The organism is Streptomyces sp. NBC_00490 (genome assembly GCF_036013645.1).
Classification (GTDB): Bacteria; Actinomycetota; Actinomycetes; order Streptomycetales; family Streptomycetaceae; genus Streptomyces; species Streptomyces canus_F.
Window position 1 is genome coordinate 4424695 of the sequence record NZ_CP107869.1, and the last position, 16014, is coordinate 4440708.

Consider the following 16014-nt stretch of genomic DNA (forward strand, 5'->3'; position numbering starts at 1 on the left):
TCAGGGGGTCACTCCGAGAGCGCTCGAGCCGTTTCCGGAGGAACCTGGCACAGTGGAGGGGGAACGTTCCGGACCCCGAGAGCGTTCTGTAGGAGGAACCGGCACTAGGAGGGCGAGCGCATGACGTACGACCGGCTGGTGTGCGCGAACTGCGCCGCGCCCGTGAATGAGGGCCGCTGCCCCGTCTGCCGCGCGAACCGTGAGCGGCTCACCCAGGACAATCTGTTCGGCCAGCTCAACCCCATGACGCTGATCGCTCTGCTCGCGGTGCTGATCGCGGCCTTGGCCCTGCTGGCCCACCAGACCGCGTAGGCGCCCGTAGGGAACGCCGGAGGGGCCCGGAGCGATCACTCGCTCCGGGCCCCTCGTCGTACGCCGTGCACACCTGTCGTGTGCGCGAGGTCACCGTCAGGCTGCGGCACCGCCGCGGCCGCCCGCGAGACGCGGCAGGATGCGGAAGCCGATACCGCCGGCGATCATCGTCGCGGCTCCGATGACCAGGTACGTGGTCTTGTCGCCCGCGCCGGTCTCGGCGAGCTCGGCGCCGCCGCCCTGGGCCGAGGTGTCGGTGGAGGTGTCCGAGCCGGTGTCGGTCAGGGCCGAGGAGCCCTGCTGCTGGGCGGAGGTGTCGGAGCCGCCGTCGGGGTCGGCGTTGTTGCCGCCCCCGTTGCCGTTGCCGCCACCGTTGTTGCCGTCGTCGTCGGTCGGGTCCGCGGTGGGCTCGTCCGTCGGGTCCTCGGTGGGCTCCTCCGTGGGCTCGGTGGGCTCGTCGGTGGGCTCCTCGGTGATCGGCGGCTCGTCCGTCGGGAGGTCCGTCGGGAGATCCGTCGGGAGGTCGGTGGGGACCGGGTCCGTCGGCGTCGGGTCCGGGGTCGGCGATTCCTCGCCGCACAGGATGCCGAGCAGGCAGTCGTCCGTCTCGGCCGCGGAGGCGGCACCCGCGGCGGTCAGGGAGGCGCCGGCCGCGATCACGGCGCCGGCGGCTATGCGCGCGATCCGGATGCGCGTCTTCTTGGTCATATGGTTGCTACCCCCAGTAGCTCATCGTCAGTGAGGCGGCGCTCGGGGGCCGTGATCGACGGGGGCGCCTGCGTGCGAGTCCCCCGGTTCACATGCGCCCCAGAGATACGCATGCCGCGCTTCACCCTTCCCATTTTTCAAAGCAACGTCAAGGCCGTTGCGTACGCGATGTCCGGGTAAGGGTTCTTTGCGGGGAGACGGAGCCTGTGAGTGTGATGTAAAACCCAGACATCCGGGCACAGAAAAGGCAACTACCGCCGCGGGGGCAGTAGTTGCCTTGTCGACAAACTTACTTCTCCTGCTGCTTGCGCCAGCGAATTCCCGCTTCGAGGAAACCGTCGATCTCACCGTCGAGCACGGCCTGCGGGTTTCCAACCTCGAATTCGGTGCGCAGGTCCTTGACCATCTGGTACGGGTGCAGGACGTACGAACGCATCTGGTTGCCCCAGGAGCTGCCGCCGTCCTTGAGGGCGTCCATCTTCGCCCGCTCCTCCTGGCGCTGCCGCTCGAGCAGCTTGGCCTGGAGGACGTTCATGGCCGTGGCCTTGTTCTGGATCTGCGAGCGCTCGTTCTGGCAGGAGACCACGATGCCGGTGGGGAGGTGGGTGAGCCGGACCGCGGAGTCCGTCGTGTTCACGCCCTGGCCGCCGGGGCCCGAGGAACGGTAGACGTCGACGCGCAGTTCCGACTCGTCGATCTCGACGTGGTCGGTCTGCTCCACGACGGGCAGGATCTCCACACCCGCGAAGGAGGTCTGACGGCGCCCCTGGTTGTCGAAGGGCGAGATCCGGACGAGCCGGTGGGTGCCCTGCTCGACGGAGAGCGTGCCGTAGGCGTACGGCACCTGTACGGCGAAGGTGGTCGACTTGATGCCGGCCTCTTCGGCGTACGACGTCTCGTAGATCTCGGTCTTGTAGCCGTGGCGCTCGGCCCAGCGCAGATACATGCGCTGGAGCTGCTCGGCGAAGTCGGCGGCGTCGACGCCACCGGCCTCGGCGCGGATGTTGACGAGCGCCTCGCGGGCGTCGTACTCACCGCTCAGCAGCGTCCGGACCTCCATCTCGTCCAGCGCCTTCTTGACGGAGACGAGCTCGGACTCGGCCTCCGCGAGCGTGTCCGGGTCGTCCTCCTCCTCGGCCATCTCGAAGAGCACGGAGAGATCGTCGATCCGCCCGCGCAGCGCCTCGGCCTTCCTGACCTCGGCCTGCAGGTGGCTCAGCTTGCTGGTGATCTTCTGCGCCTCGTCCGGGTTGTCCCACAGGGACGGCGCGGCCGCCTGCTCCTCGAGCACGGCGATGTCTGCCCTCAGCTTGTCGAGGTCCAGAACGGCCTCGATCGACTCCATGGTCGAGGAGAGGGACTTGAGCTCTTCGGATACATCGACGACTGCCACGCCTCCAGCCTAACGGCTGTGGCAACCGACCAGCGCCGAGCGGTATCGGGGCGGGAAATCCGGCGCGCACCCCCGCCCCCCCGTCACGGAGACGCCGGTGCCGAGTTCTTCGTGTCCTGGGGAGTTCCCGTGTCGTCCCCCGAGGTCGCCGCCCAGGTACCCACCCCGGCCGCCGCCACGAGCACCACCGCGGCGACGCTCACCACGACCCGGCGCCGACGGGTCGCGGCCCGGTTGCGCGCGGAGCCAGGACGCGGCGCCCCGGCCGCCCGCGGCACCCGTGCCGTCCCCCGCGCGCCTCCCGCCAGTTCGTCCGGCGCCGGCACCCGCATCGACGTATGTGTGTCCCGGTTGGAGTCGGCCGGCTTCGCCCCCGGCACCAACGGCACCGCACCGCGCCGTACCGGCGCCGAGGACGCGGGCTGCTCCGACGGCGCCTCGAAGGGCTCCTCCTCGTCGTCCTCCGCGTCCGGCTCGTCCACGTCCAGCGGCGGCATCCCGACCAGCAACGGCAGCAGCTCCCGCAGCCGCGCCCCCAGTTCGGAGGCGCGCAGCCGGGAGGCGGGCGCCTTGGCGAGGCACTGCACGAGCAGCTGCCACAGCTCGTCGGGGATGCCGGGGAGCGGCGCCACGGTCTCGGTCACATGGCGGCGCAGCACCGCGCCCGGGTGTCCGCCGCCGAAGGGCGTGAAGCCCGCGAGCAGCTCGTAGAGCACGGTCGCCAGCGCGTAGATGTCCACGGCCGCGCGGGGCGGCAGTCCCTCCACGATCTCCGGCGCCAGATAGTCCGGGGTGCCGATGATCTTCGTGGCGCGGGTGCGGCGCGGGGTGTCGATGAGCTTGGCGACCCCGAAGTCCGTCAGCAGGGCGCGGTGCGAGCCGCCGGGTCCCAGGGGGCCCTGCATGTCGAGGAGTACGTTCTCCGGCTTGACGTCCCGGTGTACGACGCCCGCCGCGTGGGCCGCCGCCAGCCCGTCCGCGATGTCCGCGACGATCGCCACCGCCGCCTCGGGTGCCAGCCGCTTCTCCCGGTCGAGCCGGGTGCGCAGGTCGGTGCCGCGGACGAGGTCCATGACGAGTGCGAGGTCGTTGCCGTCCACCACGAGGTCGCGGACCGAGACGACGTTGGGGTGCTCCAGCCCGAGCAGGGCCGTGCGCTCCTGCACGAACCGCCCGACGAGCTCCTGGTCGGACGCGAGGTCCTCACGCAGCAGCTTGACGGCGACGGGCCCCTCGGGCCCCTCGCCCAGCCACACCGTGCCGGCACTGCCCCGCCCCAGGATCTGGTTGGCGGTGTACCGGCTGCCGATCTTCCGTGCCAAGGCTGCTCCTACAGACGCGTGTTGGCGACGCTGCGCCGTCCTGAGGGATAACCCCCAGACCCCCAGCCGACAAAAATACGCGTCCGAAGAGCCGACCTTCACCATGGAGGCCGAAATCACCCGCCAGGTGTCGACAAATCTCCAGAGTCGTCGCCGATCCGGCGGGCGGTGGGGGCTACTGGCCGCCCGCGCCGTCGCCCAGGTCCCCGATCCAGCCGGACACGGTGCCGATCCAGTCGCCGATCTGGTCCCAGTAGCCCTTGCCGGTGCCGATCCAGTCCTGCAGCGGGCTCAGCTCCCAGATCAGCCAGCCCGCGACGAAGAGGATGACGATCGTGAACAGGCAGCCCTTGAGGCAGCCGAGACCCGGGATCCGCATCGGGCTGGAGCTGCGCTGCCGCGGCTGCCGGGGCTCGCGCTGGGGCTGCTGCGGCTGCTGGGGCGGCGCGTACCGCTGAGGCTGCGGCTGGGGCTGGGGCGGCGGCGCGTACCGCTGGGGCTGCTGTTGCTGCTGCGGATGACCGCCGTAGCCCTGCTGGGGCTGGTGCGGCTGTGGACGCTGCTGGCGCTGCGGCGGCTGCTGCGGGCGGGCGACCTGCCGCTGGGGGCGACGGCGCAGCGGGTCCTGGTTCGGGTCGAGGTACTGGACCTGCGTCTGCTCGTTGCGGTCGCGGGCCGCGCGCAGCTGGTTCTGCCAGGGGTGCGGGTCCTCGGGTCCGCCCTGTCCCTGCTGGCCCTGCTGGCCCGGCTGTCCGGGCGGCACCGGCGGCAGGACGGCCGTCGGGTCGGCGGCGCCGCGGTTGGGCAGTACGGCGGTGGGGTCGGCGGCGCCCACGTGCGGCAGGACGTTGGTCGCGGCGTTCGGGTCGTACGCGCCCGCGCCGTGCGGCAGCACCTGGGTGGGGTCCGCGGAGCCCGGTACGGCCGCGGGGGCCGGGTCGGGGGCGAGGAGGGCCCCGACGTTCTCGGCGGCGGCGATCTGCGCGGAGCTCGCGTGCACGCCCACGCCCGCGGCGACGACCCGCAGACCGCGCGCGAGGTTCTCGGCGCTGGGCCGGTCGTCGGGGTTCTTGCGCAGACAGCGCTCGATGATCGTCCAGAGCGGGTCGGGGACCGTCGACGGGCGCCGGGGCTCGGAGCTCAGGTGCTGGTGGAGCACTTCCAGGGCGGAGCCGCCGGAGAACGGCGGGCGGCCGGTGACCAGCTCGTAGAGCAGGATGCCGGCGCCGTAGATGTCGACGGCGGAGGTCTGCGGGCGGCCCTCGGCGGACTCGGGGGCCACGTACGCGGGCGTGCCGACGAACTCGTGGGTGCGGGTCAGACCCGGGGAGTCGGCGAGGCGCGCGATGCCGAAGTCGGTGAGCAGCGGGTGCATCTGGCCGCCGTGCTGCTTGAGCAGGACGTTGGCGGGCTTCAGGTCCCGGTGGACGACGCCGTCGGCGTGGCTGGCGGCGAGCGCGTCGGCGATCTGCGCGGTGAGCAGGGCGGCGCCGACGGGGCTGAAGGGGCCGTTCTCCCGGAGATAGCGGTGCAGGTCGGGGCCCTCGACGAGGTCCATGACCAGGGCGAGCAGATCGCCCTCGACGACCAGGTCGCGCACCCGCACGATGTTCGGGTGGGTGAGCCGGAGCAGGACGGAGCGCTCCCGCAGGAACCGCATCACGATGTCCGGGTCGCTCGCGAGCTCCTCCTTGAGGACCTTGATCGCGACCGTCTCGCCGGCCTGCCCCTGCACGGCGGCCTCGGCGCCCGCGGCCTCACGCTGGCGAGCACGCCAGACGGTCCCCGTGGCACCGCGCCCCAGCGGCTCCTCGAGGAAGTACTTGCTGCCTACCGGCCGCACGTCATGCGCTCCCTGCTGCTTGCCTGTGTTCCGGTCCACTGTAGTGCCGTCTCCCTGAGCACTACGTAGGCGTTGCGAAGCCTGTTCGCAGGAAAGACGCCCGACTCGGGCTCCTGGTTGCCGAAGGTTGACGTGACCGATCTCAAGTGATCGTCGACGATGCACTGGTCAGGCACTTTTAGGGGCAGAGCTGACCAATCAAGATCACTTATTCTCGGGAACGGGGCGCGTTGTCAGTGGCAGGTGCGAGGATGCCTCCAGTACTGGCCGATGTGCTCGTGTGGGGTGGGGGACAGTCCGCGCCCGGGCAGAAGGGACCGCTGACGGCGATGCAGATCCGGCTGACCGTCGTAGACCCGCTGGGCCCGCCTGCCGAGGCCCATGCCCGCCCCGCGAGCTGCGACGTGCTGGTCACAGCACCCGCCGGTACGGCCCTCGCGGCGATAACGTCCGCACTGGCCTCGGCGGTCTCCGGCGACGGCCCGCTCACCTCCGGCACCGGACAGCCCGTGCTGTACGCCGGTGCCGAGCGGCTGGACGCCCAGCGCTGCACCATCGGCGAGCCCCCGCTGACCGACGGCGCCGTGCTCTCCCTCGGCGCCCCCACCGACCCCGAGCCGCACCCCGAGGTCGACGACGCACCCACCCGCCTCGACGTGGTCGCCGGGCCGGACGCGGGCGGGGTCCATCTCCTGCACGGCGGCCGCATCGAGATCGGCCGCTCCGCCGACGCCGACGTCCCGCTCGACGACCCGGACGTCTCCCGGCTGCACTGCGCGGTGACGGTCGCCGCCGACGGCCGCGTCTCGGTCGCCGACCTCGACTCCACCAACGGCACGGTCCTCGACGGCGTCCGCGTGGGCACCCGCCCGGTCCGCTTCGCGCCGGGCGCGCTGCTGCGCGTCGGCGAGTCGGCCCTGCGGCTGGCCCCGCCCGGCGGCCCGGGCCCGCGGCTGCGCACGGCGCCGGACGGCGAGGGGCACGTGCGCGTGGCGCCTCCGGCGGAGACCGACACCGGTCCGGGGGCGCCTTCCGGACCGACACGGTCCGTGTACGGCACCGCCGACTTGAGCACCGCGCCGGTGCCGCAGGACGTGGACCAGCCTGTCGTGCCGGGCCAGGGACAGGCACCACGGATCGAGAGCAGAGGGGCACGGGCGTACGAGGCGAAGGGCCCCGTGTCCCGTCGGCGGGTGTCCGGGGTCGCGGGGCTCTCCGGGGCGCCGGGCGCGGGCGCCGGGGGCAGTGGCGAGACCCATGCCGGACGGCTGGGCGCGCGCGCCTCCGACGGGGGTTTCGGCGGTCCGGCGACCGCGGGCGGCCCTGCCCCGTCCGGCCCGGCCTCCGACGACGGGGCAACCGCGAACGGCCACCCCGGCCCGGACGGCGTTCCGGCGTCCGGCGGACTGCCACGCGGTGCGACGCCGCGCGGCGGCCCCGGAGACTCTCGTGGCACCGTCGCGTCCGGCGGGACCTTCGGCTCCGGGTCCGCCCCGGGCCACGGCGGGCCGACCGACTCCGTACACACATCCGCGGCCACCGGTTCCGGTTCCGGCGACGAGCACACCCGCGCCATGGACACCCCGGCAGGCAGCCGCCGCAAGGGCACCCCTCTGCGGGGCACCGACGTCCCGCAGGGCGTGCGCAAGCGCGGAGGCCTCGGCGCGTGGGCACGGAAGCTGGCCGGTGGACGCGGTGAGCAGGGCGTCACGGCCGGGAGCGAGGCGTACGACGAGGAAGTCGCGGCCACTCCGCCCGTCCCCTCGGCCGTCACCCCGCAGCAGCCGGAGACCTGGCCGGACCCGGCGGCACTGCTGCTGACCGCGCTGGGCCCCGGACCGCGCCTCTGGGAGCGCGGGCCGGACCATCCGGAGGCGCTCACGGTGCGGCTGGGCACGGCGGACCGGGCGGCACCCGACGGCTCGGGGCTGCTGCCCGCGGTGCCGGTCACCGCCGATCTGCGCGAGGTGGGCGCGCTGGGGCTGGCGGGCCCACGCGCGCGGCTGGCCGGGCTGGCCCGCGCGGTGGTGGCCCAGCTCGCCGCGCTGCACTCCCCCGACACCCTCGAGATAGTCCTGATCAGCGCCGACCGCTCCCGCTCCCTGGCCGAGCGCACCGCCGAGTGGTCCTGGCTGGGCTGGCTCCCGCATCTGCGCCCGGCCCACGGCCAGGACTGCCGCCTCCTCCTCGCCTACGACCGCGAACAGGCGACGGCCCGCACGGAGGAGCTCCTGCGACGCCTGGACGAGACACCGCAGCCGGCGGGAGCGAGGACCCGACCGGGGATTCCGGCTCAGGGGCCCGGCGGCAAGGCGCTCCCGGAGCGGGACCGGGGGCGCGACGCGACCCGGCGGCCCTCCTGGGCGCGCGACGACGACGGGGCCGACCGGGCACCCGGCTTCGAAGGGCCGTACACCGTCCTCCTCGTGGACAGCGACCCCGGCGGCGCCGATGTGCGCGAGGCCGTGGCGCGGCTGGCGCTGGAGGGCCCGCGAGCCGGCATCCATGTGGTGTGCCTCGCCGAGACGGCACCGGCCTCGCCCGCGTCGCCGGTGACGGAGACGTACGAGACGGCGTGCGCGGCGTCCCCGGCGTTCCGGGATTGCGGCGCGGTCGCGCTGCTGAGCGGGGACGTGGCGACGGCGTTGCGGCTGATGCGGGTGGCACGGGGCGGAGCTCTCGGCTCCGACGACCCGCTCGCCCCCGGCCGCCCTTCCGACCTCGCGGACCGCGGTCCCGTCGGCGAGGCCCCCGCCGGTCATCCCGCCCCCCAGGCCCACACCACCGGTCCCGTGGGCCATGGCACCGTCGCCGCCGTGGACGCCGTCTCCCCCGCCTGGGCGGAGCGGTTCGCGCGGGCGCTGGCACCGTTGCGCACGGACGGCGCGGGCGGTGAGCGGCAGGCGCGGGTGTCGGCGCCGTTGCCGCAGATGGCGCGGTTGCTGGACGAGTTGGGGCTGGCGCGGGCCACCCCGGCGTCGCTGATGACGCGTTGGGCGGACGCGGCGGACGACACGGAGGCGCTCGGCGGACGGGCCTTGGCCGTGCTCGGCGCCGGGCCGCGCGGGCCCGTCTGCGCGGACCTCCTGGCCGACGGCCCGCATCTGCTGATCGAGGGCCCGCCGGGCAGCGGCCGTACGGAACTGCTGCGGGCGGTCGTCGCCTCGCTGGCCGCCGCCGAGCGGCCGGACCGGCTGAGCATCGTCCTGATGGACGGCCGGGACAGCGTGGGCGCGGGCGCCGGGCACGGCGAGGGCCTGCGGGTCTGTACGGACGTACCGCATGTCACCACCCACCTCACCGCCAACGACCCCGTGCGGATGCGGGAGTTCGCCCAGTCCCTGAGCGCCGAGCTGAAGCGGCGGGCCGAGCTGCTGGGCCGCTCCGACTTCGCCGAGTGGCACACCGGACGGGAACTGACGGGCCGTATGGTCGCCCAGCGCGGGTCCGCCCAAGGAGCCGGTGACCTCGACGCCCCGCCCAGCTCGACCATCCGGCTGCGGCCCGCCGCGGCCCGTCGACAGACCGAGTCGGCACCGCCGTTGCCCCGCCTCGTGGTGGTCGTCGACGATCTGGACGCCCTGGTCTCCCCCGCGCTCGGCTCGCCGGGCCGGCCCTCGGCGGGCTCGGTGATGCGCGCCCTGGAGGCCGTGGCGAGGGAGGGCGAGCGGCTCGGCGTCCACCTGGTGGCCGCGGCGGTCTCCGGTGGCCGTACGGCGGAGTCGGACGCGGCCAGGCGGGCGACCCTGCGGGTCACCCTGGACGCCCCGGCACCCGGCCCGGACGAACCCGCGCCCGGGCGCGGCCGTCTGACCTCCGCGGACGGAAGGGTCACGCCCCTCCAGAGCGGGCGGGTCACCGGTCGTATCCCCCGCACGGCGACGCTGCGCCCGACCGTGGTCCCCCTGGACTGGCACCGCATGGGCGACCCGCCGACCCGCCGCCCGGTACGGGAGCTCGGCAACGGGCCGACGGACCTGGCGCTGCTGGCGAGCGCGCTGGAGCGGGCGGCCCGTGAGGTGGCGGCCACGGAGGTCCCGTCGCTCCTCTAGTTCCGGTGTCGTTCCGGTCCGGTTCCGGTCGACGAGCGCTGTCCAACGCGTGTGTCCCGTTACGACGCGACAACGATCCCCCGCTTGACACCGCACGCGGTCTTGCCGACCTCAGGCCCCCGGCGTAGACCAGAGCCACGGGACAGCGCTCGGCGTTCGACGACGAACGAAGAACGGGGCAGTGATGCGCAGCACGAGCACATACCGGACACGAAGGGTCACCGCGACAGCCGCCGCCCTCCTGGCGGGAGCGCTGACGCTCACCGCGTGCGGCGGGGACGACGACAACGGCGGCGACAACCCGACCAAGGGCACGGAGACCGGCGGCACCTCCGTCACGCTCCCCAAGCTCGACGGCCAGACGCTGGAGGTCGCCGCCGTCTGGACCGGAGCCGAACAGGAGAACTTCACCAAGGTCCTGAACGAGTTCACCAAACGCACCGGCGCCAAGGTCAAGTTCGTACCGACCGGCAACAACACCTCCACCTTCCTCGCCGCCAAGATCGAGGGCGGTCAGCCCCCGGACGTGGCGTTCCTGCCGCAGGTCGGCGTGTTGCACCAGTTCGCGGGGAAGAAGTGGCTCAAACCGCTCGGCGCGGAAGCCAAGGCGCAGTTGGACAAGAACTTCTCCCAGGGATGGCGTGACCTCGGGGCCGTCGACGGCCAGCAGTACGGCGTCTATGCCAAGGCCGCCAACAAGTCCCTGATCTGGTACAACACCGCGGCCTTCGAGGCGGCCGGGATCAGCGAGACGCCCAAGACGTGGAAGGAGTTCACCTCCACCGCGCAGACGCTGTCCGACGCCGGCTCACCCGCCGTCTCCGTCGGCGGCGCGGACGGCTGGACGCTCACCGACTGGTTCGAGAACGTCTATCTGTCCCAGGCGGGTCCGGAGAAGTACGACCAGCTCGCCAAGCACGAGATCAAGTGGACGGACCCTTCCGTCAAGGACGCCCTCACCACGCTCGCCGAGCTGTGGGGCAAGGACGAGCTGCTCGCGGGCGGCCGCAAGGGCGCGCTGGACACGGAGTTCCCGAAGTCGGTCACCCAGGCCTTCACCGGTGACACCCCGGCCGCGATGGTCTTCGAGGGCGACTTCGTCACCGCGAACATCAACGCCGACACCAAGGCGAAGGTGGGCACGGACGCCAAGGTGTTCCCGTTCCCGGCGGTGGGCTCCGACTCCCCGGTGGTCAGCGGCGGCGACGTGGCCGTGGCGCTGAAGGACAGCAAGGGCGCCCAGGCGCTGCTGACCTTCCTCGCCTCGACGGACGCGGCCGAGGTCTGGGCGGCGCAGGGCGGCGTGCTCTCACCGAACAAGGAGATGGACCAGGGCACGTACAAGGACGACGTGACCCGGCAGATCGCGAAGGCGCTCATCGACGCGGGTGACGACTTCCGGTTCGACATGTCCGACCAGGCACCGGCGGCCTTCGGCGGCACCCAGGGCACCGGCGAGTGGAAGGACCTGCAGGACTTCCTCAACAACCCGAGCGATGTCGCGGGCGCCCAGCGGAAGCTGGAGGCCGACGCCGCCAAGGCGTACGGGGCCGGCTGACGCCATGGCCTCCGTGGCGAACTCGACGGGGGGCGCCGGCGCACTGCCGACGCCCTCCGTGTCTCCGCGCAAGAGCGTGACGAAGACGCGGCTGTGGGTGGCGGTGCTGTTCCTGCTGCCCGCGCTGGTCCTTCTCGGCGCGCTCGTGGTCTACCCGATCGGGTGGTCGGTCTGGCGCAGTCTCTACGACGCCGACGGCTCCGGCTTCGTCGGCCTGGACAACTACGGCGACATCTTCAGCAACGACGCGACGCTGACCGCGGTCAAGAACACCGCGATCTGGGTCGCGGTCGCCCCGGCCGTGGTCACGGCGCTCGGTCTGATCTTCGCGGTGCTCACCGAACGGGTGCGCTGGGGCACGGCGTTCAAGCTGATCGTCTTCATGCCGATGGCGATCTCGATGCTGGCCGCGGGCATCATCTTCCGGCTGGTGTACTCGGCGGACCCGGACCAGGGTGTCGCCAACGCGGTGGTGACGACCGTGCACGACACGTTCGTGGACTCCTCGGTCTATCCGAAGGCCCGGCCGAACGCGGCGGTGAGCGATCTGAAGGCCTCGGGCGGCGGCTCGTTCACCTCGACCGGCACGGTGCGGGCGGGCACGCCGGCGCTGCTCCCGCTCGTCGGTATCGCGCCCAACAAGCTCCCCGGCAGCCCCGAGGGCGCCAAGGCGGCCACCGGTGACGGTGTCACGGGCACCGTCTGGCTGGACTTCAAACTGGGCGGCGGCGGCACGAAGGGGCAGATCGACGCCGGTGAGAAGGCGCTGAAGGGCGTGAAGGTCGAGGCGGTGAAGGACGGCAAGGTCGTCGCCTCGACGAAGAGCGGCGCCGACGGCACCTTCAATCTGCCCGGCGAGGCCGACGGGGCCCAACTGCGGCTGCCCGGCTCGAACTTCTCGGCGCCCTACAACGGCATCGACTGGCTCGGCCCGGCGCTGATCACCCCGGCGATCATCGGGGCGTACGTGTGGATGTGGGCGGGCTTCGCGATGATCCTCATCGCGGCCGGACTCGCGGGGGTGGACCGCAACCTCCTGGAGGCGGCCCGGGTCGACGGTGCCAACGAGTGGCAGGTGTTCAGAAAGGTCACGGTGCCCATGCTGGCGCCGGTCCTGGTCGTCGTCCTCGTCACGCTGATGATCAACGTGATGAAGATCTTCGACCTGGTCTACATCATCGCCCCGCAGCCCAGTCAGGACGACGCCAACGTGCTGGCGCTGCAACTGTTCCAGTCGTCGTTCGGCGGCGGCGCCAGCTACGGCATCGGCAGCGCGATCGGCGTCATCCTGCTGCTGCTCGTGCTGCCGGTGATGTGGGTCAACCTCCGTCGGCTGCGGAAGGAGCGTGAGCGGTGACCGTTCTCGACACGACCGTGCGCGCCAAGCGCTCGCTCGCCGCCCGGGTGGTGAGCGGGGCGGCCGGCGGGGCGATGCGGGTCTTCCTGATCGTCATCGCGCTGGTGTGGCTGGTGCCGACCTTCGGGCTGCTGGTCTCCTCGTTCCGCGATCCGACCGACATCGCCACCTCGGGCTGGTGGAAGGTGTTCACGGCACCGGGCCAGCTGACCGCGAACAGCTACGAGACGATCCTGAAGAACGACACGATCACCAGCTCCCTGTTCAACACCATCTGGATCACCGTCCCCTCGACCCTGCTCGTCGTGATCATCGGGGCGATGGCGGGATACGCCTTCGCGTGGATGGACTTCAAGGGCCGGGACACGTGGTTCATGGTCGTGGTGGGGCTGCTGGTGGTGCCGGTGCAGATCGCGCTGATCCCGCTGACGTTCCTCTTCCGCGACATCGGGATCTTCGGCGACATCATCGCCGCCGTCCTCTTCCACGTCGCCTTCGGACTGCCGTTCGCGATCTTCCTGCTGCGCAACTTCTTCGCGGAGATCCCCCGGGAGCTCCTGGAGGCGGCGCGCCTGGACGGGGCGGGCGAGGCCCGGCTGTTCACGACGGTGGTCATGCCGCTGGCGGCACCCGCGCTCGCCTCGCTGGGCATCTTCCAGTTCCTGTGGGTGTGGAACGACATGCTGGTGGCGCTGGTGTTCACCAACGCCGACTCGCAGCCGCTGACGGTCGCCCTGCAGCAGCAGGTACGGCAGTTCGGCAGCAACATCGAGATCCTGGCGACCGGCGCCTTCATCTCGATGGTGATCCCGCTGCTCGTGTTCTTCGCGTTCCAGCGGCAGTTCGTGACCGGGGTGATGGCGGGCGCGGTCAAGTAGCCCGTACGGCAGCCCAATTGAGGGGGCGGACCGGAGCCGGTCCGCCTCTTCGTTTTCCCCGGAATTCCCCCGTATGCCGCACACCACGTAACCAAGTCACCTCACCGGCGGTTCCCGGGCAAGGCCGACACGGCCCACCGTCCGCGCCGACTCTTGGATGTGCCTTGCCCCGGTTCAGTGTCATCGTCCCCGCATACAAGGTTCAGGCGTATCTGCACGAGTGCCTGGACTCGGTGCTCTCCCAGTCGTGTCCTGATCTGGAACTGATCGCCGTCGACGACCGCTCGCCGGACGCCTGTGGGGCGATCGTCGACGAGTTCGCGGCCCGGGACCCGCGTGTGCGGCCCGTGCACCTGGTCGGAAACCGGGGACCGGGCGGCGCGCGCAACGCCGGTCTGGCGGCGGCGACCGGTGACTACCTGGTGTTCCTGGACGGCGACGACACCCTCACCCCGGACGCGCTGCGGGCGATCGCCGACCGGCTGAAGGAGACGGGCGACCCGGATGTCCTGGTGCACGACCACGCGCTGACCGACTGGACGGGCGCGGCGGTCCGCGACGGCTTCGCCACGCAGCTCACCGAGGAGGGCCCGGCGCCCTTCCGGCTGGAGGACCGCCCGGGTCTGCTGCGCCTGCCGGCGGTGGCCTGGAACAAGGTGTACCGCCGGGAGTTCGTGGAGCGCGCGGACTTCTCCTTCCCGCCGGGCCGGCACCAGGACATCGCCTGGACGTATCCGGCCCTGATGGCGGCGGAGACCCTCGCGACCCTGGACCGGGTGTGCGTCCACCACCGCCGACGCCGCCAGGGCACCGCCCCCGGCACGAGCCGCGGCCACTTCGATGTCTTCGACCAGTACGACAGGGTCTTCGCGTACGTCGACCAGCACCCCGAACTCGACCGGTGGCGCCCGGTGTTGTCCCGCCGCATGGTCGACCACCTGTCGGCGCTCTTCACCGACCGGCACCGGCTGCCGCGCCGTGTCCGGGCCGAGTTCCTGCTCAAGGCCCGCGCCCACTACCGCCGTTACCGCACCCCGGGCCACCCCGTCCCGGTGCGCGCCCGCCTGCGCCACACCCTGGTCCGTCTGGGTCTGCACCGCACCTACCGGGCACTGGAGTTGGCCAAGAGGCTCAGCCGCCGGACCGCCCACCGTGCCACCCGCCTCGCCAAGGCCCTGCGCACCGCGGCCCTCCGCCTCCACTACCGCGTCCAGCGCCGCCTCCCCCTGCGCGCGGACCACGCCGTCTTCGCCGCCTACGGCAACCGCGGCCACAGCTGCAACCCGGGCGCCCTGGAGCAGGCGTTCCGCACCCACGCGCCGCACATCCGCACGGCGTGGATCGCCGGCGCCGAGCACCACCACACGATCCCCACCGCCACCCGCCGGCTGCGCCCCGGCTCGGCCGCGTACTGGACGGCACTCGCCCGCTCCAAGTACCTGGTCAACAACACCGACTTCGACCACCGCCTGGTCAAGCGCCCCGGCCAGGTCCTGGTCCAGACCCAGCACGGCACGCCCCTCAAGCACATGGGCCTGGACCTCCAGGAACGCCCGGCGGCCGCCCGCGGCATGGACTTCACGGCCCTCCTCGACGACGTCGACAAGTGGGACTACCTGCTGTCCGCCAACCGCCACACCACCCTGACCTGGGAGCGCGTCTACCCGGGCACGTACACGACGCTCGAGTACGGCTACCCCCGCAACGACGTGTTCCAGCAGGCGACTTCACAGGACGTACGCCGGCTGCGCGAGTCGCTCGGCATCCCGGAGGGCACGGTCGCGATCCTGTACGCCCCCACCCACCGCGACTACCGCCGCACCCAGCGCCCCGCCCTCGACCTGGACCGCGTGCTGCGCCGCCTGGGCCCCCGCTTCGTCGTCCTGGCCCGCGCCCACCACCGGCACGGCGGCCCCCTCGCGACGAGCACCGGCAGGATCATCGACGTCACCGACCACCCGAGCGTCGAGTCCCTGTGTCTGGCCTCGGACGCCCTGGTGACGGACTACTCGTCCCTGATGTTCGACTACGCCAACCTGGACCGCCCGATCGTGATCCACTCCGACGACCGGGAGGCGTACGAGGCGTCCCGCGGCACCTACTTCGACCTGCGCGCCTTCCCGCCGGGCGCGGTCGCGCGCAGCGAGGACGAGTTGACCGACATCTTCGCCAGCGGCCACTGGCGGGGCTCGCGCTCCACACAGCTGCGCTCGGCGTTCCGTGAGCGCTTCTGCCCTTACGACGACGGACGCGCCGCCGAGCGGGTCGTACGCCATGTGGTTCTGGGCCAGACCGAACCGGCACCCTTCCTGCCGCTCGCCGAGCGCTTCCCGGTACCGTCCGCGGCGGCGGTGCTCGAACTGCCGCCGCAGGCGACCGTGGAGCGGGCCGCGGCTCCGTCGCTCGTCGCCGAAACCGTCTGAACGCCGTCCTCATCCAGGGGAGTTCCCATGCCCTCCAGCCCGTCGCGGCCCACCCCGACCCGCCCCCACACCTGGCGCCCGGCCGGCCGCCCCGGCCGCTGACCCGCCGGGCGACCGGGGAGAGCGGCGCTGCGCCAGGCGTGTGATGCCAGGCGCGGCGGCCGGCCC

Annotated in this window: 10 protein-coding genes; 6 read left to right on the forward strand and 4 right to left on the reverse strand. The window is 72.5% G+C overall.

Features of this window, described 5'->3' with window-relative positions; translation table 11 throughout:
* The first annotated feature begins 120 nt into the window (after positions 1–120).
* On the forward strand, positions 121–312 hold the full coding sequence (locus OG381_RS19925) for a hypothetical protein (RefSeq protein WP_307029951.1): 192 nt from the start codon (positions 121–123) through the stop codon (positions 310–312).
* A gap of 96 nt (positions 313–408) precedes the next feature.
* On the opposite strand, the gene OG381_RS19930 is transcribed toward OG381_RS19925, so the two are convergent.
* The 4 genes from OG381_RS19930 to OG381_RS19945 all read right to left on the reverse strand — a co-directional run bounded on the left by OG381_RS19930 (position 409) and on the right by OG381_RS19945 (position 5578).
* Positions 409–1020, reverse strand: coding sequence for a hypothetical protein (locus OG381_RS19930; protein ID WP_327717424.1), 612 nt, complete (start codon positions 1018–1020; stop codon positions 409–411).
* A gap of 289 nt (positions 1021–1309) precedes the next feature.
* The gene (gene prfB, locus OG381_RS19935) at positions 1310–2413 is read right to left on the reverse strand and encodes a peptide chain release factor 2 (RefSeq protein ID WP_327717425.1); all 1104 of its coding nucleotides are present in this window, start codon (positions 2411–2413) and stop codon (positions 1310–1312) included.
* A gap of 83 nt (positions 2414–2496) precedes the next feature.
* Complete coding sequence (locus OG381_RS19940; protein ID WP_327717426.1) at positions 2497–3735, reverse strand: serine/threonine-protein kinase; 1239 nt, start codon at positions 3733–3735, stop codon at positions 2497–2499.
* Positions 3736–3910: 175 nt separating this feature from the next.
* Positions 3911–5578 carry a serine/threonine-protein kinase gene (locus OG381_RS19945; protein WP_327722511.1) on the reverse strand — a complete coding sequence of 556 codons (1668 nt, stop codon included), beginning with the start codon at positions 5576–5578 and terminating at the stop codon, positions 3911–3913.
* Positions 5579–5907: 329 nt separating this feature from the next.
* Between OG381_RS19945 and OG381_RS19950 the strand changes: the two genes are divergently transcribed.
* The 5 genes from OG381_RS19950 (at position 5908) to OG381_RS19970 (ending at position 15846) form a co-directional block, all read left to right on the forward strand.
* Complete coding sequence (locus OG381_RS19950; RefSeq protein ID WP_327722512.1) at positions 5908–9630, forward strand: FHA domain-containing protein; 3723 nt, start codon at positions 5908–5910, stop codon at positions 9628–9630.
* Positions 9631–9814: 184 nt separating this feature from the next.
* Complete coding sequence (locus OG381_RS19955) at positions 9815–11188, forward strand: ABC transporter substrate-binding protein (protein WP_327717427.1); 1374 nt, start codon at positions 9815–9817, stop codon at positions 11186–11188.
* Between the two features lie 4 nt (positions 11189–11192).
* Entirely contained in the window at positions 11193–12545 is a 1353-nt protein-coding gene (locus OG381_RS19960) for a carbohydrate ABC transporter permease (RefSeq protein ID WP_327717428.1), read from the forward strand.
* Positions 12542–13423: a carbohydrate ABC transporter permease gene (locus OG381_RS19965; RefSeq protein WP_327717429.1), complete on the forward strand. Its 882-nt coding sequence runs from the start codon at positions 12542–12544 to the stop codon at positions 13421–13423. Before OG381_RS19960 ends, OG381_RS19965 begins: the two co-directional genes overlap by 4 nt.
* Positions 13424–13587: 164 nt before the next feature.
* Entirely contained in the window at positions 13588–15846 is a 2259-nt protein-coding gene (locus tag OG381_RS19970; protein WP_327717430.1) for a bifunctional glycosyltransferase/CDP-glycerol:glycerophosphate glycerophosphotransferase, read from the forward strand.
* The last annotated feature ends 168 nt before the right edge of the window (positions 15847–16014 follow it).

Coding starts and splice junctions, on each gene's coding strand:
- OG381_RS19925 (WP_307029951.1), top strand. CDS start 121: ATGACGTACGACCGGCTGGTGTGCGCGAACTGCGCCGCGCCCGTGAAT.
- OG381_RS19930 (WP_327717424.1), bottom strand. CDS start 1,020: ATGACCAAGAAGACGCGCATCCGGATCGCGCGCATAGCCGCCGGCGCC.
- OG381_RS19950 (WP_327722512.1), top strand. CDS start 5,908: ATGCAGATCCGGCTGACCGTCGTAGACCCGCTGGGCCCGCCTGCCGAG.
- OG381_RS19955 (WP_327717427.1), top strand. CDS start 9,815: ATGCGCAGCACGAGCACATACCGGACACGAAGGGTCACCGCGACAGCC.
- OG381_RS19960 (WP_327717428.1), top strand. CDS start 11,193: ATGGCCTCCGTGGCGAACTCGACGGGGGGCGCCGGCGCACTGCCGACG.